This window comes from Enterobacter sp. ECC_219_Taxon_10, from assembly GCF_058354905.1.
This window is the reverse complement of sequence record NZ_CM178005.1, coordinates 3,310,137-3,335,667: the sequence shown is the minus strand read 5'-3', so window position 1 is coordinate 3,335,667 and position 25,531 is coordinate 3,310,137. Positions and strand designations below refer to the sequence as shown.

At 56.4% G+C, this 25,531-nt stretch carries 21 protein-coding genes; 8 read left to right on the top strand and 13 right to left on the bottom strand.

The window, feature by feature from the left end; all coding sequences use genetic code 11:
* Position 1: 1 nt before the first annotated feature.
* The 8 genes from AC4ICF_RS15860 to AC4ICF_RS15825 form a co-directional block, all read right to left on the bottom strand.
* Positions 2-1,027, bottom strand: coding sequence for an ABC transporter permease (locus AC4ICF_RS15860; protein ID WP_439210021.1), 1,026 nt, complete (start codon positions 1,025-1,027; stop codon positions 2-4).
* Positions 1,027-2,121, bottom strand: a complete 1,095-nt coding sequence (locus AC4ICF_RS15855) for a microcin C ABC transporter permease YejB (protein WP_116338657.1) — start codon at positions 2,119-2,121, stop codon at positions 1,027-1,029. The genes AC4ICF_RS15860 and AC4ICF_RS15855 overlap by 1 nt, the downstream gene beginning before the upstream one ends.
* 9 nt (positions 2,122-2,130) lie before the next feature.
* Positions 2,131-3,936 carry an extracellular solute-binding protein gene (locus AC4ICF_RS15850; RefSeq protein ID WP_116338659.1) on the bottom strand — a complete coding sequence of 602 codons (1,806 nt, stop codon included), beginning with the start codon at positions 3,934-3,936 and terminating at the stop codon, positions 2,131-2,133.
* A 74-nt stretch (positions 3,937-4,010) separates the two neighbouring features.
* Positions 4,011-5,567, bottom strand: coding sequence for a cyclic di-GMP phosphodiesterase (locus AC4ICF_RS15845; protein WP_316379364.1), 1,557 nt, complete (start codon positions 5,565-5,567; stop codon positions 4,011-4,013).
* A gap of 127 nt (positions 5,568-5,694) precedes the next feature.
* Positions 5,695-6,264, bottom strand: coding sequence for a bifunctional murein DD-endopeptidase/murein LD-carboxypeptidase (gene mepS, locus AC4ICF_RS15840; protein WP_116338663.1), 570 nt, complete (start codon positions 6,262-6,264; stop codon positions 5,695-5,697).
* Positions 6,265-6,679: 415 nt separating this feature from the next.
* The gene (locus AC4ICF_RS15835) at positions 6,680-7,393 is read right to left on the bottom strand and encodes a phosphatase PAP2 family protein (protein WP_316379365.1); all 714 of its coding nucleotides are present in this window, start codon (positions 7,391-7,393) and stop codon (positions 6,680-6,682) included.
* Positions 7,394-7,426: 33 nt separating this feature from the next.
* On the bottom strand, positions 7,427-8,413 hold the full coding sequence (locus AC4ICF_RS15830; RefSeq protein ID WP_163330247.1) for a CobW family GTP-binding protein: 987 nt from the start codon (positions 8,411-8,413) through the stop codon (positions 7,427-7,429).
* A 123-nt stretch (positions 8,414-8,536) separates the two neighbouring features.
* Positions 8,537-10,003, bottom strand: a complete 1,467-nt coding sequence (locus tag AC4ICF_RS15825; protein ID WP_316379366.1) for a mannitol dehydrogenase family protein — start codon at positions 10,001-10,003, stop codon at positions 8,537-8,539.
* A 205-nt stretch (positions 10,004-10,208) separates the two neighbouring features.
* Between AC4ICF_RS15825 and uxuA the strand changes: the two genes are divergently transcribed.
* On the top strand, positions 10,209-11,399 hold the full coding sequence (gene uxuA / locus AC4ICF_RS15820; protein ID WP_163330245.1) for a mannonate dehydratase: 1,191 nt from the start codon (positions 10,209-10,211) through the stop codon (positions 11,397-11,399).
* Between the two features lie 45 nt (positions 11,400-11,444).
* Here the strand turns inward: uxuA and yeiP are convergent, their stop codons facing one another.
* The gene (gene yeiP / locus AC4ICF_RS15815) at positions 11,445-12,017 is read right to left on the bottom strand and encodes an elongation factor P-like protein YeiP (RefSeq protein WP_014884579.1); all 573 of its coding nucleotides are present in this window, start codon (positions 12,015-12,017) and stop codon (positions 11,445-11,447) included.
* Between the two features lie 162 nt (positions 12,018-12,179).
* Between yeiP and AC4ICF_RS15810 the strand changes: the two genes are divergently transcribed.
* Positions 12,180-12,434 (top strand): YkgJ family cysteine cluster protein, encoded by a 255-nt coding sequence (locus tag AC4ICF_RS15810; RefSeq protein WP_163330244.1) that lies wholly within the window; start codon positions 12,180-12,182, stop codon positions 12,432-12,434.
* On the opposite strand, the gene setB is transcribed toward AC4ICF_RS15810, so the two are convergent.
* Positions 12,431-13,612: a sugar efflux transporter SetB gene (setB, locus tag AC4ICF_RS15805; protein ID WP_192983137.1), complete on the bottom strand. Its 1,182-nt coding sequence runs from the start codon at positions 13,610-13,612 to the stop codon at positions 12,431-12,433. The two genes, AC4ICF_RS15810 and setB, sit on opposite strands and share 4 nt — an antisense overlap.
* Before the next feature lie 361 nt (positions 13,613-13,973).
* On the opposite strand from setB, the gene fruB reads away from it, so the two are divergent.
* From fruB to fruA, 3 genes are read left to right on the top strand one after another with little or no spacing between them, the layout of a single operon-like run.
* Positions 13,974-15,104, top strand: coding sequence for a fused PTS fructose transporter subunit IIA/HPr protein (gene fruB, locus AC4ICF_RS15800; RefSeq protein WP_116338675.1), 1,131 nt, complete (start codon positions 13,974-13,976; stop codon positions 15,102-15,104).
* On the top strand, positions 15,104-16,042 hold the full coding sequence (fruK, locus tag AC4ICF_RS15795; protein ID WP_116338677.1) for a 1-phosphofructokinase: 939 nt from the start codon (positions 15,104-15,106) through the stop codon (positions 16,040-16,042). Before fruB ends, fruK begins: the two co-directional genes overlap by 1 nt.
* A gap of 16 nt (positions 16,043-16,058) precedes the next feature.
* Positions 16,059-17,744, top strand: coding sequence for a PTS fructose transporter subunit IIBC (fruA, locus tag AC4ICF_RS15790; protein WP_316379369.1), 1,686 nt, complete (start codon positions 16,059-16,061; stop codon positions 17,742-17,744).
* A gap of 46 nt (positions 17,745-17,790) precedes the next feature.
* On the opposite strand, the gene nfo is transcribed toward fruA, so the two are convergent.
* Together nfo and AC4ICF_RS15780 are read right to left on the bottom strand one after the other, a co-directional pair.
* Entirely contained in the window at positions 17,791-18,648 is an 858-nt protein-coding gene (gene nfo, locus AC4ICF_RS15785; protein WP_316379370.1) for a deoxyribonuclease IV, read from the bottom strand.
* Positions 18,649-18,712: 64 nt separating this feature from the next.
* Positions 18,713-19,759 (bottom strand): YeiH family protein, encoded by a 1,047-nt coding sequence (locus AC4ICF_RS15780; RefSeq protein ID WP_116338682.1) that lies wholly within the window; start codon positions 19,757-19,759, stop codon positions 18,713-18,715.
* A 97-nt stretch (positions 19,760-19,856) separates the two neighbouring features.
* Here AC4ICF_RS15780 and yieE point away from each other — a divergent pair, with 97 nt between their 5' ends.
* From yieE to cirA, 3 genes are all read left to right on the top strand, one after another.
* Entirely contained in the window at positions 19,857-20,723 is an 867-nt protein-coding gene (gene yieE / locus AC4ICF_RS15775) for a DNA-binding transcriptional regulator YeiE (RefSeq protein ID WP_116338684.1), read from the top strand.
* A gap of 158 nt (positions 20,724-20,881) precedes the next feature.
* Positions 20,882-22,351 carry an amino acid permease gene (locus AC4ICF_RS15770; RefSeq protein WP_061097614.1) on the top strand — a complete coding sequence of 490 codons (1,470 nt, stop codon included), beginning with the start codon at positions 20,882-20,884 and terminating at the stop codon, positions 22,349-22,351.
* Positions 22,352-22,575: 224 nt separating this feature from the next.
* The gene (gene cirA / locus AC4ICF_RS15765; protein WP_316379371.1) at positions 22,576-24,546 is read left to right on the top strand and encodes a catecholate siderophore receptor CirA; all 1,971 of its coding nucleotides are present in this window, start codon (positions 22,576-22,578) and stop codon (positions 24,544-24,546) included.
* A gap of 66 nt (positions 24,547-24,612) precedes the next feature.
* On the opposite strand, the gene fghA is transcribed toward cirA, so the two are convergent.
* The gene (gene fghA, locus AC4ICF_RS15760) at positions 24,613-25,440 is read right to left on the bottom strand and encodes an S-formylglutathione hydrolase (RefSeq protein WP_316379372.1); all 828 of its coding nucleotides are present in this window, start codon (positions 25,438-25,440) and stop codon (positions 24,613-24,615) included.
* Positions 25,441-25,531 lie beyond the last annotated feature (91 nt).

The following is a 25,531-nucleotide window of genomic DNA, read 5'->3' as shown; positions in this document are numbered from 1 at the left end:
CTTATACCGCCTTGTTGGGATCGAAGGCATCGCGTACGGCTTCGCCGATAAAAATCAGCAGCGAAAGCAGCACGGCCACGGAAAGAAAGGCGGTGATGCCCAGCCACGGTGCCTGCAGGTTGTTCTTGCCCTGCAGCAGCAGTTCGCCGAGCGACGGCGACCCCAGCGGCAGGCCGAAGCCCAGAAAGTCCAGCGAGGTGAGGGTGGTGATGGAGCTGCACAGAATAAACGGCAGGAAGGTGAGCGTTGCTACCACGGCGTTAGGCAGCATATGGCGGAAGATGATTCCCCGGTCGCTCACTCCAAGCGCCTGCGCGGCGCGGATATAGTCGAAATTACGGGTACGCAGAAACTCTGCCCGCACCACGCCTACCAGCGCCATCCAGCCAAACAGAACGGTGATGCCCAGCAGCCACCAGAAGCTCGGCTGCACCACGCTGGAAAGCAGGATAATCAGAAACAGCGTTGGCATACCAGACCAGACTTCGATGATACGCTGACCCCACAGATCAATTTTCCCGCCGTAGTAGCCCTGAACGGCACCGGCCACCACGCCCATTACGCTGGAGAAGATCGTCAGCATCAGCCCAAAGAGAATAGAAATCCGCGTACCGTAGAGAATACGCGCCAGCACGTCGCCGCCGTTAGCGTCCGTCCCCAGCCAGTTTTGCGCAGAGGGCGGAGAAGGGAAGGGGGTCGTGGTCGCGAAGTTAATGCTGTTGGCACCAAAGCGCACCGGCGCCCAAAGGGCCCAGCCGTGCTGTTCGATCTGCTGGCGCAGCCACGGATCCTGATACTCCGCCGGCGTCGCAAACGGGCCGCCGAAGTCACTTTCACTGTAGTTAGCCAGTACCGGCACATACCAGCGGTCGTTAAAGTGCACCAGCAATGGTTTGTCGTTGGCGATCAGCTCCGAACACATGCTCAGGACAAACAGGACGGCAAAAATCCACAGCGACCAGTAGCCGCGGCGGTTATCGCGAAAACGGGCCCAGCGGGCCTGGTTAACGGGGCTTAAACGCGGCATCAGCGGCCCTCAAAATCAATTCGGGGATCGACCAGCGTATAGCTGATATCACTGACGATATTCAGCAGCAGGCCAATCAGGGTGAAAATATAGAGCGTGCCAAACATTACCGGATAATCGCGCGACACGGTGGCTTCGTAGCCCAGCAGGCCGAGACCGTTAAGTGAGAACATCACCTCAATCAGCAGCGAGCCGGTAAAAAACATGCTGATGAACGTGGCCGGAAACCCGGCAATCACCAGCAGCATGGCGTTGCGGAAGACGTGTTTCCACATAATTTGCTTCTCGCTGACCCCTTTGGCGCGGGCGGTCACGACATACTGCTTGCGAATTTCATCGAGAAACGCGTTTTTGGTCAACATGGTCAGAGCGGCAAACCCGCCGATCACCGTTGCCAGAACCGGCAGCGTGATATGCCAGAGATAGTCGGTGATTTTCTGGTACCACGGCAGCGTGCTGAAATCGGCGGAGACCAGCCCCCGCAGCGGGAAGATGTCGAAGTAGCTGCCCCCGGCAAAAAAGACGATCAGCAGGACGGCAAACAGAAACGCCGGAATAGCATAGCCGATGATGATAAAGGTGCTGCTCCAGATATCGAAGCGGCTGCCGTTATGCACCGCTTTACGGATCCCAAGCGGTATAGAGACCAGATAGATAATCAGCGTCCCCCACAGCCCCAGCGTGACCGAAACCGGCAGGCTTTGCTTGATCAACGTTAACACGGACGCACTGCGGAACAGGCTATCGCCAAAATCAAAGCGGATATAATCCCAGAGCATCTTGAAATAGCGCTCGTGAATTGGCTTATCAAAGCCGTAGCGATGGGTGATCTCGGCGATCACCTCAGGATCCAGCCCGCGCCCGCCGCGGTAGTGGCTTTCACTGATATTCCCCACGCCGGTGCGCGCATGGCTCGCGCCCATGCCTTCTCCGCCGCCGCCGGGCATGCCGCCGCTATTGCCAAACTCAATGGCGGCAATAGCCTGATCGACCGGGCCGCCGGGAGCTATTTGCACGATAAAAAAGTTAATGGTGATAATGGCCCACAGCGTGGGAATGACCAGCAGAAGACGGCGTATTAAATAGGCACCCATGATAATTCCTTATCGCCGCTCGGCGGGCAGTCTGGCGGCTTTATTTACGTCATACCACCAGGTGTCAAAGCCCAGCGAATAGACAGGGCGCACGGCAGGCACGGAGAACTTGTCCCAGCGTGCAAGCCGGTCTTCGCCCATATACCACATCGGTAGCATGTAGTAGTTCCAGGTTAAGACCCTGTCGAGGGCGCGACCGAGCGGCAGAAGTTTTTCTTTATCGCCCTGCGCCGCCACAATTTTCGCAATCAGAGCATCAATCGCCGGGCTTTTTACCCCGGGCGCATTGTAGGACGAGTCGATGTAGCTGGAGGCCCAGGAGATTTGCAGGTCCGAGCTGGGCCACGGCTGCGCGGGCCACAGGCGCTGCATCATGTCGTAATCACGGCTGCGCATGCGGTTGGTGATCTGCGCGTTATCAACCTGACGAATATTCATGGTGATCCCCAGCCGCGCAAGGTTGTGTTTAAACGGCAGCACCCACTGATCGTTGCCGCCGGAGGAGAGCAGCAGTTCAAAGCTTAAAGGCTTGCCGGTTTTCGCATCGACGCGCTTCTGATTCTTCAGCTGCCAGCCTGCCTCATCCAGCAGCTTGCTGGCCTTCAGCAGATTGTCGCGGTCGTACCCGTCCCCTTTTGAAGCGGGCGGCTGAAACACCGTGGTAAACACCTCCGGCGGCACGTCCGCTTTCAGCGGCGCCAGCAGGACCAGTTCGTCGGCTTTCGGGTAATCCCGCGCGGCATATTCGGTGTTCTGGAAATAGCTGTTCGCACGGCTGTACGCCCCGTAAAAAAGCGCTTTGTTCATCCATTCAAAATCAAAGGCCAGGGAAATCGCTTCCCGAACGCGGCGGTCTGTAAATACCGGGCGCTGAATATTAAACGCCAGCCAGCGCGTGTCCTGGGCGGATTCGTTTTTATGCTCGTCTTTCACGATGTAGCCTTTCGTGAAGTTTTTGCCGATATAGCGGGTCGCCCAGTTTTTGGCGCTGCTCTCCACGCGTAAATCGAATGCGCCGGCCTTGAAGGCTTCAAACGCCACGTTATCGTCGAGGTAGTAGTCATAGCGAAGGGTGTCGAAATTCCAGCGCCCGCGGTTTACCGGCAGGTTAGCCGCCCAGTAGTCTTTCACGCGGGAATAGACCACATACTGCCCCATGCGCCAGTCGGTAATGCGGTAAGGGCCGCCGGCCAGCGGTGGCGTGGAGAGCGGGTCGCTTAACTTATGGCTTTTCCAGAACGATTCAGGCATAACCGGCAGCGAGAACAGGCTGAGCATATTCTCTTTGTTCGGTTCGCTCAGCTCGATGCGTACGGTGAGCGGCGCAATGGCGCGCACCGTTGTGCCTTTATACACAATGCGGAACTGGGGAACGCCTTCGGTCATAAATTTATGAAACGTAAAGGCCACGTCGCTGGCCCTGACCGGCGTGCCGTCGTGAAAGCGGGCCCGGGGGTTTAGGGTAATTTCGGCCCAGGCGAAGTTATCCGCGTAGCGCACGTTATCGGCAATCAGCGGGTAGTAGCTGCCGGGCTCATCATCAGACGTCACAAAAAGCGTGTCGTAGAGCGATTCTGTTCGCGCCGCGGCCACCCCGCGCAGGGCGAAGCGGTTAAAGTTGTCGAACGTTCCCGTCGCCGAGAGCGTGACCTTTCCACCCTTAGGGGCGGCAGGATTGACGTAATCGAAGTGCGTAAAATTGACCGCGTATTTGGGCTCGCCAATCACGGCGAACGCGATGTTCTCTTTGATGGTTTGCGCCTGGCTGGACAGGCTCACTACTGCCAACCAAAGCAACATAAAGCGCATAAACATCTCGCGGCGGCTCCCTCTTTTACAGACCGGCTCAGTAAAGCTGAATAATAAGTGACGCCACCGGCAATGTGAAATTATTCACCGTCAGGCGACAGCGTATTTTGCCACGTGCGGAACTGCTCCAGCGGCATCGGGCGGCTAATCCAGTACCCCTGCAGGTAATTAACCCCATGCTCGCGCAGCCAGGCCGCCTGTTCCGGCGTTTCCACCCCTTCCGCAACGGTCGACATATTCAGTCGTCTTGCCAGCGTCAGTACGGCATCCAGCACCGGGGAGGTCACGGTTTCTGTGCCAATGGCGTTGACGAAACCACGGTCGATTTTCAGGTAGTCCATGGTGAAATGTTCAAGATAAATCAACGCGCTGTGGCCGGTGCCGAAATCGTCGATGGCAATTTCAAACCCTTCGTTATGCAGCCATTCGAAGAGGCTGTTAGCTTCCCGATGGTTAAGCATGTCGCGCTCGGTAATTTCCAGTACGATCTGGAAGTAATCAGGCGGCAGCAGGGCTTTGAAGGTGCGCATATCGTCTTTGAAGCTTTCCGCATGCAGATGCCCCGGCGCGATATTAATGCCCACTTTCGCACCCGGCGGCAGCACGGTCTGTAACACTGGCGCATCGTGAATAATCAGGTCAAAAAGATGCAGCGTCAGCGGGACAATCAGCTTCTGCGCTTCGGCAAAATTGATAAAAGCGTCCGGCGGGATCTCACCCATGGTCGGGTGCTTCCAGCGCATCAGGACTTCAAGCCCGGTCATCCTGAGCGATTTGGCATCGACAACGGGCTGATAAACCACATAGAACTGGCCGCGCTTGATGGCGCTCAGAATTTCTTTGCCCGGATTGAGACGCGTCGTGAGGATGTAGAAGTTCAGCGACCCTGCCGCAATCCCGCATACCAGCCCGAAGAACAGGGCGTAAAGTATCTCATCGCTCGTCCATTCCTCGGCGTACAGGTTGATGGTCAGAGGAACGTCTTTGAGCGTCGCGGTGCGCGCGGGCGTCTCGTGTAAATCCTGCGCCCTGACGAGGGTGCTCGATCTGGTGGATAACGCATTGTCGCCGATGATAATCGCGATACCTGCAAACTCGTCCTGACGCGCGGTATAAAGCAGGTACGGCGTCAGGTTAAGATTCACTGAGGTGAATACGCCGCCGTCTTTCACGAGCGGGTTACGATACCAGATGGCAATCGCGGGCTTATTGGGCAGCATGGGGGTGCCGGGGAGCAGCGCGACATCAACCTGCTTGTTGATGTGCAGCTCGGGGATCAGCTCCTCCATCGGGGCATTCATTGGACCTGTGGCTGACGAGCAGAACGCCATTTTGTCTCTGACCAGCAGGAAGGCACGCACGTTGAGGCTGAAGGCTGCGCGCGAGGTCAGCTCCGCGTTAACGTCCTGGCAATTATTGAGCGTGAGCGGCTGGAGCACGTCGATCGAGGCTTTTAGCTCGTCAAAATAGCTATCCATGTAGATGCTCACATCCTTGATTAGCGTATCGAATCGAATTTCCCGCTTGTGGTAGCTCCAGAGAAATTGCAACGAACCCAGGAGCAGGGCGGCAATCAGGCCGGTAATGATACTGAGGATCAGTATCTTTCGATGACTGGAAAAGTAGCGGGTGAGCATAAACGTCGTGGTTCCTGAATTGCCGCTGATAGTATTCATTGTAACGGGCAAAAAAAAACACCGCCGAAGCAGTGCTTTTTTTTATTGTATCGCCAGCCAAGGGATAACCAACGATACAATCATCATATTAACTGCGGGTCAGTACGCGTCGCGCTTCGTTGTAGCGCTTCTTCCAGTACGGTTCATTCATGCTGGAAATAGTCACACCGCTGCTGGTGGAGGCATGTACAAACTGGTCGTTACCAATGTAGATACCCACGTGTCGACCTGTCGAACCCGCACGGAACAGAACTAAATCGCCGGTGCGCAGTTTGGAACGTGAAATCGACTTGCCCATCTCCTGCTGTTCGTAGGTCGAACGCGGAAGGTCTAACCCAAATTGTTCACGGAACGTACGCTGTACAAAACTGGAACAATCAATGCCTTTTTTGGTACTGCCGCCAAGACGGTAACGCACGCCTTTCCAGTCAGCATACTGGTCCATAATGCGGGACTTCACGTCCAGATTACGTACCATATTTTCAAATTCATCCTGAGAGGCTTGCAGTGAAGAGGCGTCTTCCATTCCCACAACACGCGTCTCAGGATGCATATTCTTTGCGGTGTTCGATGTACTACATGCAGATAACAGTACCGCGACTGCTATCGCCGGGATCCCCCGTAAGATATATCTCAGAAACGGTTGAGATTTGACCATTTTGTTTATTTTCCCTTGAAGTCCTTAACGACAAATATCGTTATAAAAATGCCAAACGTGACGAGACTAATTATCTGTTCACAATGAGACAATTGTTTCTGGCGACATTTGTGGCGCAGCGCACAAAATTATTCACCATGGAAATAATTATCCCTATGGGGCAAAACGAGTTCGAGATTAACCGATTGCCTGGGGTATTGCGAGTAAAAAAAGCCTTTTTTTTATAAGAAATTGTGATACAGAAAGTAAAAATCCGTAAATGCTCAAAATAGCGGCAGATCCATAGCGTAATCGCGCAATTGCTTCATTTTTATCATGAATACGATGACGAGAATATGACAGCGAGGAAGGATCGTGGGAAGCGCTCTATCAGGGATCGCTATGATCCCCGAGCGTTAACGTTAAAAAACGTTGATTATTTGTTTAATACTTGTTTCTTTCTGCGCGGGAGGTGGCGATCGAAAACAGCGATCAGGCGATCGCTCAACGGCGTCATCAAAACCCACGGCAGACCAATCAGCACCGCGGAAAGGGAACCCACAACAATATCAGTTAGCCAGTGAGCGCCGATCATTACGCGCGGAAAGGCAAATATCACCACAATAAGCAGGGCAATAGCGAACGCTTTCTTGCCGAAATAGCGCAGCATGAACCCAGAGAAAATAAGCAGCATCATGCCGTGATCGCCCGGGAAACTGTCTTTCGACGCATCTTTTGTTGGAATATGCAGCAATTCACTCACGCGATAAATATTCGGGAAAGAGAGCGAAGGGCTTGCGCGTTTTACCGGCATCAGATGTTGCGCCAGCTGATTAACGATCACCGCGGTCAGAAGCATCACCAGTCCGATAATCAGGATACGCCGACGCCCTGAATAATCCTCTTTGAGCCAGAAAGAGAGCATCAGGCAGCCCATGGCCAGCAGGGAAAAGCCGTCAAAGGCGCGGTTGTTGGTGATCGCCACCAGCCACAGGAAGGCGTCGCTCTTCACCAGCCCCTGGTTGAAGAAATGAAACAGGGATGAATCCAGCGGGAACCAGAAACCGTGATTCACCGGGATATACCAGGAGAAGAAAAGCGCCAGACCGGCGACATTAAGCAGTAATATCAGGGGAATTCGAGTCGTCATAACGTTCTGCATAGAGTGAAAACTGGGGCAACGTTAGCCGCCCGAACTTAAACGAAGCTTCAACAGGCTGGACTGCAGGGCATTCCAGTCGGCGTTAACCGCACTAATTAACTCTATTCGGCTGTCAGGCGGCGCGACGTTTTGCGTTTCGATAAAGAAATCGTCGCCCTGGCGGTTGATCCTTACCAGCCCGTCTGGCGTGCGCATAATCCCTTTCACGCGGTCGACCGGCGCAAGCCTGGCCCACTCAAGGATGCCAATGGTATCGAAAACGGTATCGGCATCGAAAATCCATCCGCAGGCCTGATACCCCTGACCGCTGTTCAGATTACGACGCCAGCGCTGATGTTCCGGCAGGCTAAGCGCGGCCAGGCCCTGTTTTGCAGGATGGTGATGCGCATGCTCCGCGCTGGCCGGAAGTTCCGTCAGATTCAGGCGAGGAAGATCCAGCAGGGCGCTGTCAATGTTCCCCTGGGTGGTCTGCACCCGCGTTCGATTGCCGCCGAAATGTTGCCACCACGCGTCCAGCGCGGCCTGGCTTTCCGGCGTGGCGCGATCTTCTTTGTTGGCGACGATAACGTCTGCTGAGGCAAGCTGATCGCGGAAGTTTTCATTGGCCACCGCTTTTTCATCCAGAAGCTGACGCGGATCGAGCAGGCACAGCGTGGCGCGCAGATCGATCCACGGCTCGTAAACCGGGGCGGTCAGTAAATCGAGGATCTGCTTCGGGTGGCCCAGACCGGTGGGTTCAATCAGCAGGCGGTCCGGTTTACCCTGACGCAGCAGCGTATTGAGACCCACCTGCATCGGCAGGCCGTTTACGCAGCACATGCATCCGCCGGGGATCTCTTTAATCATCGCGCCGCTGGATGAAAGCAACGCGCCATCAATGCCCACCTCGCCGAATTCATTGACCAGCACGGCCCATTTCTCTGCGGGATCTTTATTTGCCAGCAGATGAAGGATTGAGGTGGTTTTACCGCTGCCGAGAAAACCGGTGATGAGGTTGGTTTTGGTCACGTGCGCTCCGCAAGAGAATTGTGATGCTATAACACTATGCTCTTATCCTGGCGAAAAACGGGCGCAATGAGAAGGGGGAGGGCGAACGGAGGCGATATCCGTTCGCATTAAGCGCAATAATCGCTAAAGATTTAACGTTTCTATAACAGCCTGACGTGCGCCACGGCGGGCGATGCGCTGGTAGGCCTGGCTGACAGCCTCTACAAAGACGCTATTCTGCGCGAGATCGTGACCAAATACCTCACTTAGCCCCAGCAGCGCGTGGACGCGATCGGTATCGCTGCTGGCGTCGACAATCGCGCGAATTTTATCGCTGAGGGGATCGCGAACGTCAATCGCGTTGCCGCGTTCGTCGAACCCGCTGACGTAGCGCATCCAGCCGGCGACGCCCAGCGCCAGTAGCGGCCATGCTGTTTTACGCTCAAGGTGGACGCGGATCCCATCCAGCATCCGCTGCGGCAGCTTCTGGCTGCCGTCCATCGCGATTTGCCACGTACGGTGCTGTAGCGCCGGGTTAGCAAAACGCTCAATCAGACTGTCGGCGTAAGCCTTCAGGTCGACATCCTTTATGCGCAGCGTGGGTGCCTGCTCATCCAGCATTAACCGCCGGGCGGCTTCGCGAAAGGTGGTGTCTTCCATACACTCATTAATATGCGCGTACCCGGCGAGATACCCCAGATACGCCAGGAAGGAGTGGCTGCCGTTAAGCATGCGTAATTTCATCTGCTCCCATGGCAGAACGTCCTGCACCATCTGAACGCCTGCGGCTTCCCACTCAGGACGTCCGGCGACGAAATTATCTTCCACTACCCACTGAATGAACGGTTCGCAGCTGATGGCGCACGGATCGTCAACCCCGAGCGCGTCGGCGATTTCCCTGAGCGAGGCCTCCGTCGCGGCGGGAACAATTCTGTCGACCATCGTTCCCGGAAAACTCACGTGGCCTTCGATCCACTCCGCCAGCGCGGAAGAACGCTTTTGCGCCATGCCGAGCACCGCGTTTTTCACTACGTGGCCGTTGTCCGGGATATTGTCACAGGAAAGCACGGTAAACGCAGGCAAGCCGCGCTCGCGGCGGCGATTGAGGGCTTCGACCAGGATCCCCGGCGCGGAATGCGGTTCAGCGGGGTTTTCGAGGTCGTGAAGGATCCGGGCGTTTTGCAGATCCAGCTTACCGGTCGCGGGATCGATGCAGTATCCTTTCTCCGTAATGGTGAGTGACACAATCGCCACCTGCGGCTCACAGAATTTCTCAATAATAGCGGGAAGAGAGTCCAGCTTTGCGTTCAGACATTCATGTACGGCCCCGACAACAATCGGCTGATTTCCTTCCGCGCCTTTCTCCAGCACGGTAAACAGGTGATCCTGGGCGCGCAGCTGGCTCATCAGCACATCGCCGCTGAACAGGCTAATCTCACAAATCCCCCAGTCGCCGCCTTTTTCATTCAGTACCCGGTTTGTTAACAATGCCTGGTGCGCGCGGTGAAACGCACCGAAGCCAAAATGGACGATGCGGGAGCGCAGTTGCTGACGATCGTAGCGCGGTTGCTGAACCTGGGCGGGAAGGGCGGTGGAGGCAATTGTCTTCATGAGATACACACCTGATTAACCATTAATTAACAATGCCAGTGTAAAGTTATATGACAGCAAATAAAATTGGTGAGCCGTAAATATCCCCGTTCTGTGAGTTTGATCAATCAATGTGTGGCGGTATGTTGACCCTTTACGGTAAACATGTATGGTAGTCGTCATTGCAGTACCCCATATTGGTATAACAACTTGAGAGGAAGAGGCAATGGAACAAACCTGGCGTTGGTACGGGCCGAACGATCCGGTTTCTCTTGATGATGTGCGTCAGGCTGGCGCAACGGGTGTCGTTACGGCGCTGCATCACATTCCTAACGGCCAGGTCTGGCCGGTTGAGGAAATTCAGCAGCGTCAGGCGCTGCTGGCGGAGAAAGGATTAACCTGGTCTGTGGTAGAGAGCATTCCGGTTCACGAAGATATCAAAACCCATTCCGGTGAATACCAGACCTGGATTGCGAACTATCAGCAGAGCATTCGCAACCTGGCGGCCTGCGGCATTGATACGGTTTGCTATAACTTCATGCCAATTCTGGACTGGACGCGTACCGACCTTGAATATCAGATGCCGGACGGCTCGAAAGCGCTGCGTTTCGACCAGATTGCCTTTGCGGCATTCGAGCTGCATATTCTGAAACGTCCCGGTGCCGACGCGGATTACACCGCTGAAGAGCAGCAGCAGGCGCTCGCGTGGTTTAACGCTGCCAGTGACGCAGACATCGAAAAGCTGACCCGTAATATTATTGCGGGCCTGCCGGGGGCTGAAGAGGGCTACACGCTGGATCAGTTCCGCGCGCGTCTGGCGGAATACGGCGATATTGATAAGCAGCAGCTGCGTGAGAACATGGCGTATTTCCTGCGCGCTATCGTGCCGGTAGCGGAAGAGGCCGGCGTGCGTCTGGCGGTGCACCCGGACGATCCGCCGCGTCCTATCCTCGGCCTGCCGCGCATTGTTTCTACCATTGAAGATATGCAGTGGCTGAAAGAGACGGTAAACAGCATCTATAACGGCTTTACCATGTGTACCGGCTCCTACGGCGTGCGCGCGGATAACGACCTGGTGCGGATGATTGAAACCTTCGGGGATCGTATCCACTTCACGCACCTGCGTGCGACCTGCCGTGAGGAGAATCCAAAGACCTTCCACGAGGCGGCGCACCTGGGCGGCGACGTGAATATGGTGGCGGTGGTCGACGCTATCCTGGCGGAAGAGGCGCGTCGCAAGCAGGCGGGCGATGTACGTCCTATTCCGTTCCGCCCGGATCACGGGCATCAAATGCTGGACGATCTGCGTAAGAAAACCAACCCGGGCTATTCGGCGATTGGCCGCCTGAAGGGGATGGCGGAAGTGCGCGGGGTCGAGCTGGCGCTGAAGATGACGAAGTATCCGGAGCTTCTGTAACCGGAATTGTCGGGTGGCGGCTTCGCCACCCGACAAATGCCATAATCAGTCAGCACGACCCATATAGCGTTTTTCTTCGATATGGATACGGATTTTCTCGCCAGCGGAGAGGTATTCCGGTACCTGCACAACCAGGCCGGTGGTCAGGGTTGCTGGTTTGTTGCGGGCACTTGCTGACGCGCCTTTAATGCCCGGTGCGGTTTCAACGATTTCCAGATCAACGGTCTGCGGCAGTTCCAGCGCCAGCAGCACGCCGTCCCAGGTCAGCACCTGCATGTCTGGCATCCCGCCTTCAGGGATAAACAGCAGCTCCTCTTCAATCTGATCTTTGGTGAAGATATACGGGGTGTAATCTTCTTTATCCATGAACACGTACTCGTTACCGTCGACGTAGGAGAAATCAACGTAGCGACGGGTCAGGGTCACGGTATCGACAATATCGTCACCTTTAAAACGTTCTTCCACCTTCAGGCCGGTACGCACATCGGCGAAACGCATTTTGTACAGCGTCGCTGCACCACGGGCGCTCGGTGCCTGAATGTCGATGTCTTTCACAATCAGCAGTTTGCCGTTGTAATTCAGTACCATACCTTTCTTAATTTCGTTCGCTCTTGGCATTGCAGTAATCCTGTCTACGGGAGGTAAAAAATATCGCGCCAAATTACTCGCGCGCGGCCTTTCAGGCAAGCGGAATTCGTGGCTTTTGCTATCAATACGCAAAAGGTGTTACTGTGCGCCCGATGCCCGACTGTACGGGCGTTCGCCACTGAGAGAGCATGTATGGATTGTCGTCCAGATTGCGGCGCGTGCTGTACCGCTCCGTCCATTTCAAGCCCCATTCCAGGAATGCCGGAGGGCAAGCCTGCCAATACCCGCTGCGTTCAGCTCTCTGAATCCAACCTGTGTATGATCTTTGGTTCGCCCTTGCGCCCGAAGGTCTGTTCCGGGCTTCAGCCATCGGCCGAAATGTGCGGCAGCACGCGCGCGCAGGCGATGACCTGGCTGCTTGAACTGGAGGCGCTCACTGCGCCTTAAACGTCTTTGATCCTCACCAGACAGCCAATCGTCAGCGTACACATCAGCAGCGCAATCCAGAATACCGTGTGATAGTTCCAGATCTCGGCAACGATTCCGGCCATTGAGCCCGCGATAATCCAGCCCACGCGGGTGGTATTAGTATAAAGGGTGGTGGCAGCACCTGCCTGGCCCGGCATCAGATCCTGGAAGTAGAGCATGCCAATCCCCGCCAGGATGCCGATATAAATGGCGTTCAGCAGCTGTAAGGCCAGCAGGAGTCCCGGCGTATGCACCGTCAGCATACCAACGTAGAACAGCAGCCCGGCGACGGCCGCGACGCGCATTAAAAAACGCTTTCCGAAACGCTTCGCATAATAGCCTGCAATCAGCATGGTCGGGATCTCAAGGCCCGCGGCGGTGCCCATCATAATGCCGGCCAGCTTCTCCGGCAGGTGCAGCTCATCAATAATAAACAGCGGCATGTTGATGATATAAAGGCTGTTGGTGCCCCACATCAGCGTGCAGATAACAAACAGGAGCAGGGCATCGCGGCGGTTACGACGCGGTGCTTCCAGCACGCCCGTTGCCACTTTGGGCTCTTTGCGCATTGACGGCAGAAAGCACCACACCAGCGCGCCGCACGCCACAAACGCGACCGCTGCGCTCAGGTACATCACCGTAAAGCCAAACCCCATCGCCAGCGCGTAGGCCAGCGGCGGGCCAATCACCCATGCCAGCGACACCTGAGCACGTAATATCGAGCTGAACATTACCGCTTCCCGCCCGGTATGGTCGGCATGCTCGCGGGCGAGGGCAAATAGCTGCGGGTTGGCGGTTGAGCCAAAGCTGCTCAGAAAAACCCCGATGAACAGCAGAACGAAATAGTTACGGTTCCAGGCAAACAGTACGCAGGCCAACACCCCCAGCAGACAGCAGAAAACGATCAGGCTTTTACGATCGCCCTTGCGGTCGGAACGACCGGCCAGAAACTGGCTGACGAGAATGCCAATGATGGCGCTTCCGGTAAAAAAGAAGCCAACCATCGCCGGACGGGCGTGAACTTCGTTAGTCAGGAATAAGCTCAGCGTCGGGGTTTGCAACGCACCGGCGATGCCCGTGAAGAAGGCAACAATCAGGAACGCCGTTGATGTCAAATCAAAGGGCTTCGGCGCGGTGGCCGCAGGGGTGTTATCCATGTTTTATAATTAGCGAGTAGCAGAGAGGGGCGGAGTTTACGCCGTCAGCTAAAAAATAAACAGTGGGTGAAGTCAATTACGCCACGAAAAATCAAAATGGCATTTCAACTTACGCCCCACCTGGCTGAACTTAGCTGAAACTGGTTTGCTGAACTTCAGCAAAATTCAGCTGAACGAAGAAGAAATGTGCAGTATCTCTAAATTCTGATATCGCAAAGACGACTTTTCTTGCAAGCCATTGCAGAAAGCGCAAGACTTTTTGAAACGTTTCAGCGCTATCTTGTTTTAACAAACGGAGCAGGCTAGCGTATTTTTTCTCATGTTAGCTGAAACGATTCACTTTCAGCAGGAGAGGAGAACCATGTTCCAGTTATCTGTTCAGGATATTCACCCGGGCGCTCAGGCCGGGGATAAAGAAGAGGCCATTCGTCAGGTTGCCGCTGCCCTTGTGCAGGCGGGTAACGTCGCGGACGGCTACGTAAACGGTATGCTGGCGCGCGAGCAGCAGACCTCCACTTTCCTCGGCAATGGCATTGCCATTCCGCACGGCACAACCGACACCCGCGACCAGGTGCTGAAAACCGGCGTGAAGGTTTATCAGTTCCCGCAGGGCGTGCTCTGGGGCGACGGCCAGGTGGCTTATGTGGCTATCGGTATCGCGGCCAGTAGCGACGAACACTTAGGCCTGCTGCGTCAGCTGACGCATGTCCTGAGCGATGACTCCGTGGCGGAACAGCTGAAGTCTGCAACGACTGCTGAAGAGCTGCGTGCGTTGCTGATGGGCGAAAAACAGAGCGAAGCGCTGAAACTCGATAACGACACGCTGACGCTGGATGTTGTGGCCTCCGACCTGGTCACGCTGCAGGCGCTGAACGCGGGTCGCCTGAAAGAAGCGGGTGCCGCTGATGCCGCCTTTGTGACGCGCGTGATTAACGATAAACCGCTGAATCTTGGCCAGGGCATCTGGCTGAACGACAGCGCTGAGGGCAACCTGCGCAGCGCGATTGCAGTGAGCCGCGCGGCCACCGCGTTCGACGTTGAGGGTGAGACAGCAGCCATGCTGGTGACCGTGGCGATGAACGATGAGCAGCCGGTTTCCGTTCTGAAGCGTCTGGGCGATCTGCTGCTCAACAATAAAGCTGAAAAACTGCTGAACGCCGATGCCGCGACCGTGCTGGCCCTGCTGACCAGTGACGACGCACTCACCGATGATGTGCTGAACGCCGAGTTCGTGGTGCGTAACGAACACGGCCTGCATGCCCGTCCGGGCACCATGCTGGTTAACACCATTAAACAATTTGAAAGCGAGATTACCGTGACCAACCTGGATGGTTCGGGCAAACCGGCCAACGGCCGTAGCCTGATGAAAGTCGTCGCGCTGGGCGTGAAGAAAGGCCATCGTCTGCGCTTCACCGCGCAGGGTGCAGATGCTGAACAGGCGCTGAAAGCGATTGGCGACGCCATCGCGGCGGGTCTGGGGGAGGGCGCATAATGAGCAGACGTGTTGCGACTATTACGCTGAACCCGGCTTATGACCTGGTGGGATTTTGCCCGGAAATTGAGCGCGGCGAAGTCAACCTCGTGCGTACCACTGGCCTGCATGCTGCGGGCAAAGGGATTAACGTCGCGAAAGTGCTCAAGGACCTCGGTATCGACGTCACCGTGGGCGGATTCCTCGGTAAAGATAACCAGGATGGTTTCCAGCAGCTGTTCAGCGAGCTGGGCATTGCCAACCGTTTCCAGGTTGTGCAGGGCCGTACCCGCATCAACGTTAAGCTGACGGAGAAAGACGGTGAAGTGACCGATCTGAACTTCTCTGGCTTCGAAGTGACGCCAGCTGACTGGGAGCGCTTTGTTAACGACTCCCTGACCTGGCTTGGTCAGTTCGACATGGTGTGCGTCAGCGGAAGCCTGCCGTCCGGCGTCAGCCCGGAAGCGTTTACCGACTGGATGACGCGCCTGCGCAGCCAGTGCCCGTGCATTATCTTCGACAGCAGCCGCGACGCGCTGGTTGCGGGTCTGAAAGCCTCTCCGTGGCTGGTGAAGCCAAATCGCCGCGAACTGGAGATCTGGGCAGGCCGTAAGCTGCCGGAATTAAAAGATGTGATTGAGGCTGCCCATGCGCTGCGCGAGCAGGGTATTGCTCACGTGGTGATCTCGCTGGGTGCAGAAGGGGCGTTGTGGGTTAACGCTTCAGGTGAATGGATTGCCAAACCGCCGTCAATGGAAGTTGTGAGCACCGTTGGCGCAGGGGATTCCATGGTTGGCGGCCTGATTTACGGCCTGCTGATGCGTGAATCCAGTGAACATACGTTACGTCTTGCCACCGCCGTTGCAGCCCTGGCCGTGAGCCAGAGCAATGTCGGTATTACCGATCGTACCCAGTTAGCCGCGATGATGGCGCGCGTTGACTTAAAACCTTTTAACTAACAGCAGGAGAGGAATAATGAAAACGCTGCTGATCATTGACTCCGGTCTCGGACAGGCTCGCGCCTACATGGCGAAGACCCTGCTGGGCGCGGCGGCACAAAAAGCACACCTGGACATCATTGATAACCCAGGCGATGCCGAGCTGGCGATTGTCCTGGGCGATAAAATCCCCGCTGACAGCGCCCTGAACGGCAAAAAAGTGTGGCTGGGCGATATTAATCGCGCGGTGGCACACCCGGAACTGTTCCTGAGCGAAGCGAAAGGTCACGCGACCGTCTACAGCGCGCCGGTCGCGGCGGCTCCGGCTGCGGCCTCGGGGCCGAAACGCGTTGTTGCGGTCACGGCCTGCCCGACGGGCGTGGCGCACACCTTTATGGCGGCTGAAGCCATTGAAACCGAAGCGAAAAAACGCGGCTGGTGGGTGAAGGTTGAAACTCGTGGCTCCGTGGGTGCGGGCAATGCCATTACGCCGGAAGAGGTCGCTGAGGCCGATCTGGTGATTGTGGCGGCAGATATTGAAGTGGATCTGGCGAAGTTTGCCGGCAAGCCGATGTACCGCACCTCTACCGGCCTGGCGCTGAAAAAGACCGCGCAGGAATTTGATAAGGCACTGGCAGAAGCCAAACCGTATCAGGCCACTGGCGCAGCCAAAACCCCGACCGAAGGGAAAAAAGAGTCTGCGGGCGCATACCGTCACTTGCTGACCGGCGTCTCCTACATGCTGCCGATGGTGGTGGCTGGCGGCCTGTGTATTGCGCTCTCCTTCGCCTTCGGTATTGAAGCGTTTAAAGAGCAGGGCACGCTGGCGGCAGCGTTAATGCAGATTGGCGGCGGCTCCGCGTTCGCGCTGATGGTGCCGGTGCTGGCAGGCTTTATCGCCTTCTCTATTGCTGACCGTCCGGGTCTGACCCCGGGTCTTATCGGCGGTATGCTGGCGGTGAGCACCGGTTCCGGCTTTATCGGCGGTATCATCGCCGGTTTCCTCGCCGGTTACGTTGCGAAGCTGATTAGCTCGAAGCTGAAGCTGCCGCAGAGTATGGAAGCGCTGAAGCCAATTCTTATCATTCCGCTGATCTCCAGCCTGGTGGTCGGTCTGGCGATGATTTACCTGATTGGTAAGCCGGTTGCGGGCATCCTTGCGGGTCTGACCCACTGGCTGCAAACCATGGGTACGGCGAACGCGGTTCTGCTGGGCGCGATCCTCGGCGGCATGATGTGTACCGACATGGGTGGTCCGGTGAACAAAGCGGCGTACGCGTTTGGCGTTGGCCTGCTGAGTACCCAGACCTACGCGCCGATGGCGGCGATCATGGCGGCTGGTATGGTGCCACCGCTGGCGCTCGGCCTGGCGACGATGATTGCCCGTCGTAAGTTCGACAAAGCGCAGCAGGAAGGTGGCAAAGCGGCGCTGGTGCTGGGCCTGTGCTTCATTACCGAAGGCGCGATTCCGTTCGCGGCGCGTGACCCGATGCGTGTTCTGCCGTGCTGTATCGTCGGCGGCGCGGTAACGGGTGCCATCTCCATGGCGATTGGCGCGAAGCTGATGGCTCCGCACGGCGGTCTGTTCGTCCTGCTGATCCCTGGCGCCATCACCCCGGTCCTGGGTTATCTGCTGGCGATTATTGCCGGTACGCTGGTGGCGGGTCTGTCTTACGCAGTGCTGAAACGTCCGGAAGCGGAAGTTGTGGCAAAAGCAGCTTAAGCGGTAAGCAATAAAAAAGCCGGGTGCTAACGCAACCCGGCTTTTTTTATGCCGCCTGTTCAGCGGTTTGCTGCGCCTTCAGCCAGGCAATCTCTTCCGCCCAGATATCCGGATTGATGGTTTCCAGCACCATCGGAATACCGTCGAAGCGAGCGTCCTGCATGATAAAGCGAAACGCATCGTGGCCGATATTGCCTTCACCCAGGCTGTGGTGACGGTCAACGCGGCTGCCGAACGCGCTTTTCGCATCGTTCAGGTGCATCCCGCGCAGGTACTTAAAGCCGACTATTCGCTCAAACTCATCAAACGTGTTATTCGTCGCCTCGGTGGTGCGCAGGTCGTAGCCTGCTGCAAACGCGTGGCAGGTATCAATGCACACGCCCACGCGGGATTTATCTTCCACGCCGTCAATAATCGCCGCGAGATGCTCAAACCTGAAGCCGAGGTTGCTGCCCTGACCGGCGGTGTTTTCAATCACTGCCGTCACGCCTTTGGTTTTATCCAGCGTCATGTTGATGGATTCGGCAATGCGCGCCAGACAGGCGTCTTCATCTATTTGCATCAGATGACTACCCGGATGGAAGTTCAGCAGCGTCAGCCCGAGCTGTTCGCAGCGCTGTACTTCATCGAGAAACGCCTCTCGGGATTTTTCCAGCGCTTCCTGAACCGGATGCCCGAGGTTAATCAGATAGCTGTCGTGGGGAAGGATCTGGCCCGGCCCGTAGCGGTATTTCTCACAGGCGGCTTTGAAGTCGTCAATCACGTCGGCGGTGAGCGGCGCGGCGCGCCACTGGCGCTGGTTTTTGGTGAACAGGGCGAAAGCGGTCGCCTCGATTTCGGCGGCGCGAATGGCGGCATTCGCAAGGCCACCGGCAGCGCTGACGTGCGCTCCAACATATTTCATAAAAAGACTCCTGTTAACCCGAAACGCTTATGATAGCGGGTTAACAGGAGAAGGACGAGATGGTTTATGCCATCAGGCTGTGTACGGCGAGGTTAATCGCGCCGCCGCCCACAATCAGCCAGATGAAGAGCACCAGCGCCATCAGCAGCGGCTTCGCACCGGCTTTTTTCAGCGCGCTGACGTGGGTGGTCACCCCCAGCGCCGCCATCGCCATCGCCAGCAGCACCGTATCCAGCGTCACCAGCATCTCCACCACCGCTTTCGGCAGCAGGTGGAAGGAATTAAAGATGGCAACCACGATGAACAGGATCGCAAACCACGGAATGGTGATTTTGCTTTTCTCGCTGCCGCCAGCCGGGGCCAGCTGTTTAACCCGCGCGGCCAGGAAAATCAGGAACGGCGCCAGCATCATCACGCGCAGCATTTTGGCAATCACCGCCGCGTTTTCCGCTTCCGGATTGATGGCATGACCTGCCGCCACCACCTGCGCCACTTCGTGCATGGTCGAACCGATATAGATGCCGTAGGTTTCCGGGCTAAACCAGTGCGCCACCAGCGGATACATCGCGGGATAAAGGAAAATCGCCAGCGTACCGAAGATAACCACCGTCGCGACGGCGACCGTTACTTTACTGGCTTCGGCTTTTACGACCGGCTCCGTCGCCAGCACTGCCGCCGCACCGCAGATGCTGCTGCCTGCGCCGATCAGCCAGCTGGTTTGCTTGTCCAGGCCGAAGATCTTCTGACCGATAAAGCACGCCAGTAAAAAGGTGCTGGTCAGGGTCAGGACGTCGATGGCAATTCCGCTGACGCCCACGTCCGCAATTTGCGAAAAGGTGAGGCGGAAGCCGTAAAGAATGATCCCGAGGCGCAGCAGGTGCTGTTTGGCAAAGATCACGCCGCCGTCGCAGGATTTCCAGATATGCGGGTAAACGGTATTACCCACGACCATGCCCAGCAAAATGGCCAGCGTCAACGCGCTAAAACCTGCGCCTGCGATAGCCGGGATGCTGCCGCCCCATAATGCTACGGCGGTCACTGCGGCGCTGAGCGCGAGACCCGGCACGAAGTGCCACACTGTACGATGATGTTGTAAGGTGATTTCTGACATAACCTTCTCCTTTGTCTGGCTAAAGGTTACGGCGCTCTGGCTTAAAAATAAAATTGATTATATACTTATAATTAATCTATATAAGTGGTAAGCAACCATGCACATTACTTTGCGTCAGCTGGAAGTGTTTGCCGAGGTGCTAAAAAGCGGCTCGACGACCCAGGCGTCACAAATGCTGGCGCTCTCGCAGTCTGCGGTCAGCGCGGCGTTGACCGATCTTGAAGGGCAGCTGGGCGTTCAGCTGTTCGACAGGGTAGGGAAGCGTCTGGTGGTCAACGAACATGGCCGCCTGCTTTACCCGCGCGCGCTGGCGCTGCTGGAGCAGGCTATCGAAATCGAACAGCTGTTCCGCGAAGACAACGGCGCGATCCGCGTGTTTGCCAGCAGCACCATCGGAAACTATATCCTGCCGGAAGTGATAGCGCGCTACCGTCGGGATTTCCCGACTCTGCCGCTGGAGATGAGCGTGGGCAACAGCCAGGACGTGATCAACGCGGTGATCGATTTCCGCGTGGATATCGGTCTTATCGAAGGCCCTTGCCATAACGTCGATATCATTGCCGAGCCCTGGCTGGAAGACGAGCTGGTGGTCTTTGCGTCTCCGGCCTCGTCGTTATTGCAGGGCGAGGTGACGCTGGAGCGGCTGGCGCAGGCGCAGTGGATCCTCCGCGAGCAGGGCTCCGGTACGCGTGAGATTGTCGACTACCTGCTGCTGTCGCATCTGCCGCATTTCCAGCTGGGAATGGAGCTGGGAAACTCTGAGGCCATCAAGCACGCGGTGCGTCATGGCCTGGGCATCAGTTGTCTTTCCCGGCGCGTCATTGCCGAACAGCTTGAGACGGGGTCGCTGGTGGAAATTCCCATTCCGCTCCCGAAACTGGTGCGCACGCTATGGTGCATCCACCATCGTCAGAAACACCTTTCCAGCTCGCTGCAGCGTTTTCTGCGCTACTGCGAGATGTAAAAGCGCCCCTCACCCCAAATGGGAGAGGGAAAAATAATGCGTTACTTATAATCCTGGACGCGTCATGAAGCTCTCTTATAACAGGGTATTTCTGCCGGAAGGAACGGAGATCGTCTGCTACAATCGCGCCTCATTTATTAAATGGACAGCATTTTCACATGGTTTCAGAAACTAAAACCACAGAAGCGCCCACGCTACGTCGTGAACTCAAGGCGCGTCACCTGACGATGATCGCCATTGGCGGCTCCATCGGTACAGGTCTTTTCGTTGCCTCTGGCGCAACGATTTCGGCAGCCGGCCCGGGTGGGGCATTATTCTCTTATATCCTGATTGGCCTGATGGTTTACTTCCTGATGACCAGCCTGGGCGAACTGGCGGCATACATGCCGGTGTCAGGTTCGTTTTCGACCTACGGACAAAAATACGTTGAGGAAGGCTTCGGCTTCGCGCTGGGCTGGAACTACTGGTACAACTGGGCCGTCACTATCGCCGTTGACCTCGTTGCCGCACAGCTGGTGATGACCTGGTGGTTCCCGGACACGCCGGGCTGGATCTGGAGCGCCCTGTTCCTGGCCGTTATCTTCCTGCTGAACTACATCTCCGTGCGCGGTTTCGGCGAAGCGGAATACTGGTTCTCTTTGATCAAAGTGGCAACCGTCATCATCTTTATCGTCGTCGGTGTGGCGATGATCGTGGGGATTTTCAAAGGGGCTGAACCTGCGGGCTGGAGCAACTGGACGATAGGCGATGCGCCGTTTGCCGGGGGCTTCTCGGCGATGATTGGCGTGGCGATGATTGTCGGCTTCTCCTTCCAGGGAACGGAGCTGATTGGTATCGCGGCCGGTGAATCCGAGAACCCGGAGAAGAACATTCCGCGCGCGGTGCGTCAGGTGTTCTGGCGTATTCTGCTGTTCTACGTGTTCGCTATTTTGATTATCAGCCTGATCATTCCGTATACCGATCCAAGCCTGCTGCGTAATGACGTCAAAGACATCAGCGTCAGCCCTTTCACCCTGGTCTTCCAGCACGCAGGCCTGCTTTCTGCGGCGGCGGTAATGAACGCGGTGATCCTGACGGCGGTGCTGTCGGCGGGTAATTCCGGTATGTACGCGTCCACCCGTATGCTTTACACCCTGGCCTGCGACGGTAAAGCGCCGCGTATTTTCTCGAAACTGTCCCGCGGTGGCGTGCCGCGTAACGCGCTGTATGCCACCACGGTCATTGCGGGCCTCTGCTTCCTGACCTCTATGTTCGGCAACCAGACCGTGTACCTGTGGCTGCTTAATACCTCCGGCATGACGGGCTTTATCGCCTGGCTGGGCATTGCCATCAGCCACTACCGTTTCCGCCGCGGCTACGTTATGCAGGGTCACGACCTGAATAACCTCCCGTACCGTTCTGGCTTCTTCCCGCTGGGGCCGATTTTTGCCTTCATTCTGTGCCTGATTATTACCCTGGGACAGAACTATGAAGCTTTCCTTGCGGACACCATTGACTGGGGTGCCGTCACGGCCACCTATATTGGTATTCCGCTGTTCCTGGTCATCTGGTTCGGCTACAAACTGACGAAAGGAACCCGCTTCGTTCGCTACAGTGAAATGGATTTCCCGGAACGATTTAAACAATAACCGCGCTTCCTCTCTTTCAGCCCGCTCACTTGAGCGGGCTTTTTTATCTCCACAGTATGAACGGCAGATATAATTTTTAACAATTTAATTGATAATAATTATCGTTTGCTTTATCGTTATCAAAAAATAAGCGTGCTACCGACCCATCGCAGATGTGGGCGGACAACAAGGCACTGTGAGCAATGATTTTTGATTGAGTTGTATTTACCTCATGGAGATATGGAATGTTTAGGTTGAATCCCGTCGTCAGGGGAGGAGTATGCGCGTCCGCAATGTCCCTGGCACTGCCTGTCATCGCAGCGGAATCTGGCGACACAATGGTTGTAACGGCCTCCGCGACCGAGCAAAATCTGAAAGACGCACCGGCAAGTATCAGCGTGATTACCCAGGAAGATTTGCAGCGCAAACCCGTTCAGAACCTGAAAGATGTGTTACGGGATGTGCCGGGCGTACAGCTCACGAGCGAAGGGGACAACCGTAAAGGGGTAAGTATTCGCGGTCTGGACAGCAGCTACACGCTCATCCTGATCGACGGCAAGCGCGTAAACTCACGCAACGCGGTCTTCCGCCATAACGATTTCGACCTTAACTGGGTGCCGGTTGACGCTATCGAACGCATTGAAGTGGTGCGCGGACCGATGTCTTCTCTCTACGGCTCTGATGCTCTCGGCGGCGTAGTGAACATTATCACCAAAAAAATCGGCCAGAAGTGGACGGGCACCCTGAGCGCGGATTCTACCCTTCAGGAACACCGCGATCGTGGCGACACGTATAACGGTCAGTTTTATACCAGCGGTCCGCTGGTGGACGGCCTGCTGGGCCTGAAAGCCTACGGTAGCCTCGCGAAGCGTGAGAAAGACGGGCAGCAGAAATCCTCCACCACGGCGAGCGGTGAAACGCCGCGCATTGAGGGCTTCACCAGCCGTGATGCCAACGTGGAATTCGCCTGGACTCCAACAGAAAACCACGACTTCACTGCGGGCTACGGCTTTGACCGCCAGGATCGCGATTCAGACTCCCTCGACAAAAACCGCCTTGAGCGTCAGAACTACTCTCTCAGCCATAACGGCCGCTGGGGCGTCGGCAACAGCGAGCTGAAAGTTTACGGTGAGAAGGTGGATAACAAAAACCCGGGCAACAGCAATCCCATCAGTTCCGAGAGCAACGCGGTAGACGGGAAATACGTGCTGCCGCTGGGCGACATTAATCAGCTGCTGACCTTTGGCGGCGAATGGCGTCACGATAAGCTGAAAGATCCGGTCAACCTGACGGGGGGCTCCAGCAGCAGTACGTCAACAAGCCAGTATGCGCTGTTCCTCGAAGACGAATGGCGTATCTTTGAGCCGCTGGCGCTGACCACCGGCATCCGTATGGATGACCATGATACCTACGGCGATCACTGGAGTCCGCGAGCCTATCTGGTCTATAACGCGACGGATACCGTGACGGTGAAAGGGGGCTGGGCAACAGCGTTTAAAGCGCCGTCGCTGCTGCAGCTGAGCCCGGACTGGGTCACCGGCTCGTGCCGCGGCGCCTGCGAGATTGTCGGTAACCCGGATCTGAAGCCGGAAACCAGCGAGAGCTTCGAGTTCGGTCTGTACTACAGCGGGGAAGAGGGCTGGTTAGAGGGCGTGCAGGCCAGCGTCACCACCTTCCAGAATAACGTGGATGACCGCATCAGCATCAGCCGTACGGCGAATGCAAAACAGGCGCAGAGCTACCCTAACTACGTTGGTCTGAACGCGGACGGCGAACCGATTTTCCGCTATTACAACGTCAACAAGGCGCGCATCCGTGGTGTGGAGACCGAAGTGAAGTTCCCGCTGGCGGAAGACTGGAAAGTGACGCTGAACTACACCTATAACGACGGTCGCGATATCAGCAACGGCGGCAACAAACCACTGTCCGAGCTGCCGTTCCATACGGCTAACGGGACCGTTGACTGGAAGGCGACGCAGGACTGGTCGTTCTATGTTCAGGGCAATTACACCGGCGAGAAGCGCGCGCTGACCAGCAGTGCACCAACGCCGGGTGGCTATGTCATCTGGAACACCGGCGCGGCGTGGCAGGCGACGAAAAGCGTGAAGCTGCGCGCGGGCGTGCAGAACCTGCTGGATAAAGACCTGAGCCGTGACGATTACAGCTACACGGAAGATGGCCGTCGCTACTTTGTGGGCGTGGATTATAAGTTCTGATGCGACGAGGGTAAAAGCGAACGTAGGCCGGGTAAGGCGAAGCCGCCACCCGGCAATGACGCGCACTTACTCAAACAAATGCTCCGCATGGAAGCGGAGATGATCCTCGATAAAGGACGCCATAAAGTAATAGCTGTGATCGTATCCCGGCTGAATGCGCAGCGTCAGCGGCCAGTCCTTCTGGCGTGCCGCCTCAGCCAACACCGCAGGCTGTAGCTGTCCGGCGAGGAACTGATCCGCATCGCCCTGATCGATAAGCATCGGGATCGCGCTCGCCGAATCGCTTGCCAGCATCAGCGCGCAGCTGTCCCATTCCTGCCATTTCTCGGCATCCTCACCCAGATAGTGTGTGAAAGCTTTTTGTCCCCACGGCACCTGCGTTGGGTTCACAATCGGCGCGAACGCAGAGACGCTGACGTATTTCCCCGGGTTTTTCAGCGCCATGATGAGCGCCCCGTGTCCGCCCATGGAGTGTCCGCTGATGGCGCAGCGGTCGCTTACCGCAAATTCAGCCTTAATCAGCGCAGGCAGCTCGTCGCGAATGTAGTCGTACATGCGGTAATGGCTCGCCCACGGCTGTTCGGTGGCGTTGAGATAAAATCCGGCGCCTTTACCTAAATCGTACCCGGCATCGTCCGCCACATCATCGCCGCGCGGGCTGGTATCAGCCATTACCAGCGCAATGCCCAGCTCGGCGGCAATACGCTGTGCGCCCGCTTTGGTGGTGAAGTTTTCGTCGTTGCAGGTCAGGCCTGACAGCCAAAACAGAACCGGCGGATTTTCCGTCGGCGGCAGGAAAATGCTGAACGTCATGGTGCAGTTCAGCGTGGTGGAGTCGTGCCGCCAGCGCTGCTGTCGACCTTCAAAACAACGGTGCTCTTCGAGCAGTTCCATGCAGGGCTCCTTAATGAGAATAGCTATTCATTAGAGCCATAATACAGCGTTTTCATTTACCTGTGAGCAACTTTCACTTTCGCGGAACGGC

Bases quoted from the DNA above. Each gene is read 5' to 3' on its own strand.
- AC4ICF_RS15850 (WP_116338659.1), bottom strand. From the start codon at position 3,936: ATGTTTATGCGCTTTATGTTGCTTTGGTTGGCAGTAGTGAGCCTGTCC.
- nfo (WP_316379370.1), bottom strand. From the start codon at position 18,648: ATGAAATATGTTGGAGCGCACGTCAGCGCTGCCGGTGGCCTTGCGAAT.
- fruK (WP_116338677.1), top strand. From the start codon at position 15,104: ATGAGCAGACGTGTTGCGACTATTACGCTGAACCCGGCTTATGACCTG.
- cirA (WP_316379371.1), top strand. From the start codon at position 22,576: ATGTTTAGGTTGAATCCCGTCGTCAGGGGAGGAGTATGCGCGTCCGCA.
- fruB (WP_116338675.1), top strand. From the start codon at position 13,974: ATGTTCCAGTTATCTGTTCAGGATATTCACCCGGGCGCTCAGGCCGGG.
- fghA (WP_316379372.1), bottom strand. From the start codon at position 25,440: ATGGAACTGCTCGAAGAGCACCGTTGTTTTGAAGGTCGACAGCAGCGC.
- AC4ICF_RS15780 (WP_116338682.1), bottom strand. From the start codon at position 19,759: ATGTCAGAAATCACCTTACAACATCATCGTACAGTGTGGCACTTCGTG.
- fruA (WP_316379369.1), top strand. From the start codon at position 16,059: ATGAAAACGCTGCTGATCATTGACTCCGGTCTCGGACAGGCTCGCGCC.
- setB (WP_192983137.1), bottom strand. From the start codon at position 13,612: ATGGATAACACCCCTGCGGCCACCGCGCCGAAGCCCTTTGATTTGACA.
- AC4ICF_RS15825 (WP_316379366.1), bottom strand. From the start codon at position 10,003: ATGAAGACAATTGCCTCCACCGCCCTTCCCGCCCAGGTTCAGCAACCG.
- yeiP (WP_014884579.1), bottom strand. From the start codon at position 12,017: ATGCCAAGAGCGAACGAAATTAAGAAAGGTATGGTACTGAATTACAAC.
- AC4ICF_RS15810 (WP_163330244.1), top strand. From the start codon at position 12,180: ATGGATTGTCGTCCAGATTGCGGCGCGTGCTGTACCGCTCCGTCCATT.
- uxuA (WP_163330245.1), top strand. From the start codon at position 10,209: ATGGAACAAACCTGGCGTTGGTACGGGCCGAACGATCCGGTTTCTCTT.
- mepS (WP_116338663.1), bottom strand. From the start codon at position 6,264: ATGGTCAAATCTCAACCGTTTCTGAGATATATCTTACGGGGGATCCCG.
- AC4ICF_RS15835 (WP_316379365.1), bottom strand. From the start codon at position 7,393: ATGACGACTCGAATTCCCCTGATATTACTGCTTAATGTCGCCGGTCTG.
- AC4ICF_RS15855 (WP_116338657.1), bottom strand. From the start codon at position 2,121: ATGGGTGCCTATTTAATACGCCGTCTTCTGCTGGTCATTCCCACGCTG.
- AC4ICF_RS15860 (WP_439210021.1), bottom strand. From the start codon at position 1,027: ATGCCGCGTTTAAGCCCCGTTAACCAGGCCCGCTGGGCCCGTTTTCGC.
- AC4ICF_RS15770 (WP_061097614.1), top strand. From the start codon at position 20,882: ATGGTTTCAGAAACTAAAACCACAGAAGCGCCCACGCTACGTCGTGAA.
- AC4ICF_RS15845 (WP_316379364.1), bottom strand. From the start codon at position 5,567: ATGCTCACCCGCTACTTTTCCAGTCATCGAAAGATACTGATCCTCAGT.
- yieE (WP_116338684.1), top strand. From the start codon at position 19,857: ATGCACATTACTTTGCGTCAGCTGGAAGTGTTTGCCGAGGTGCTAAAA.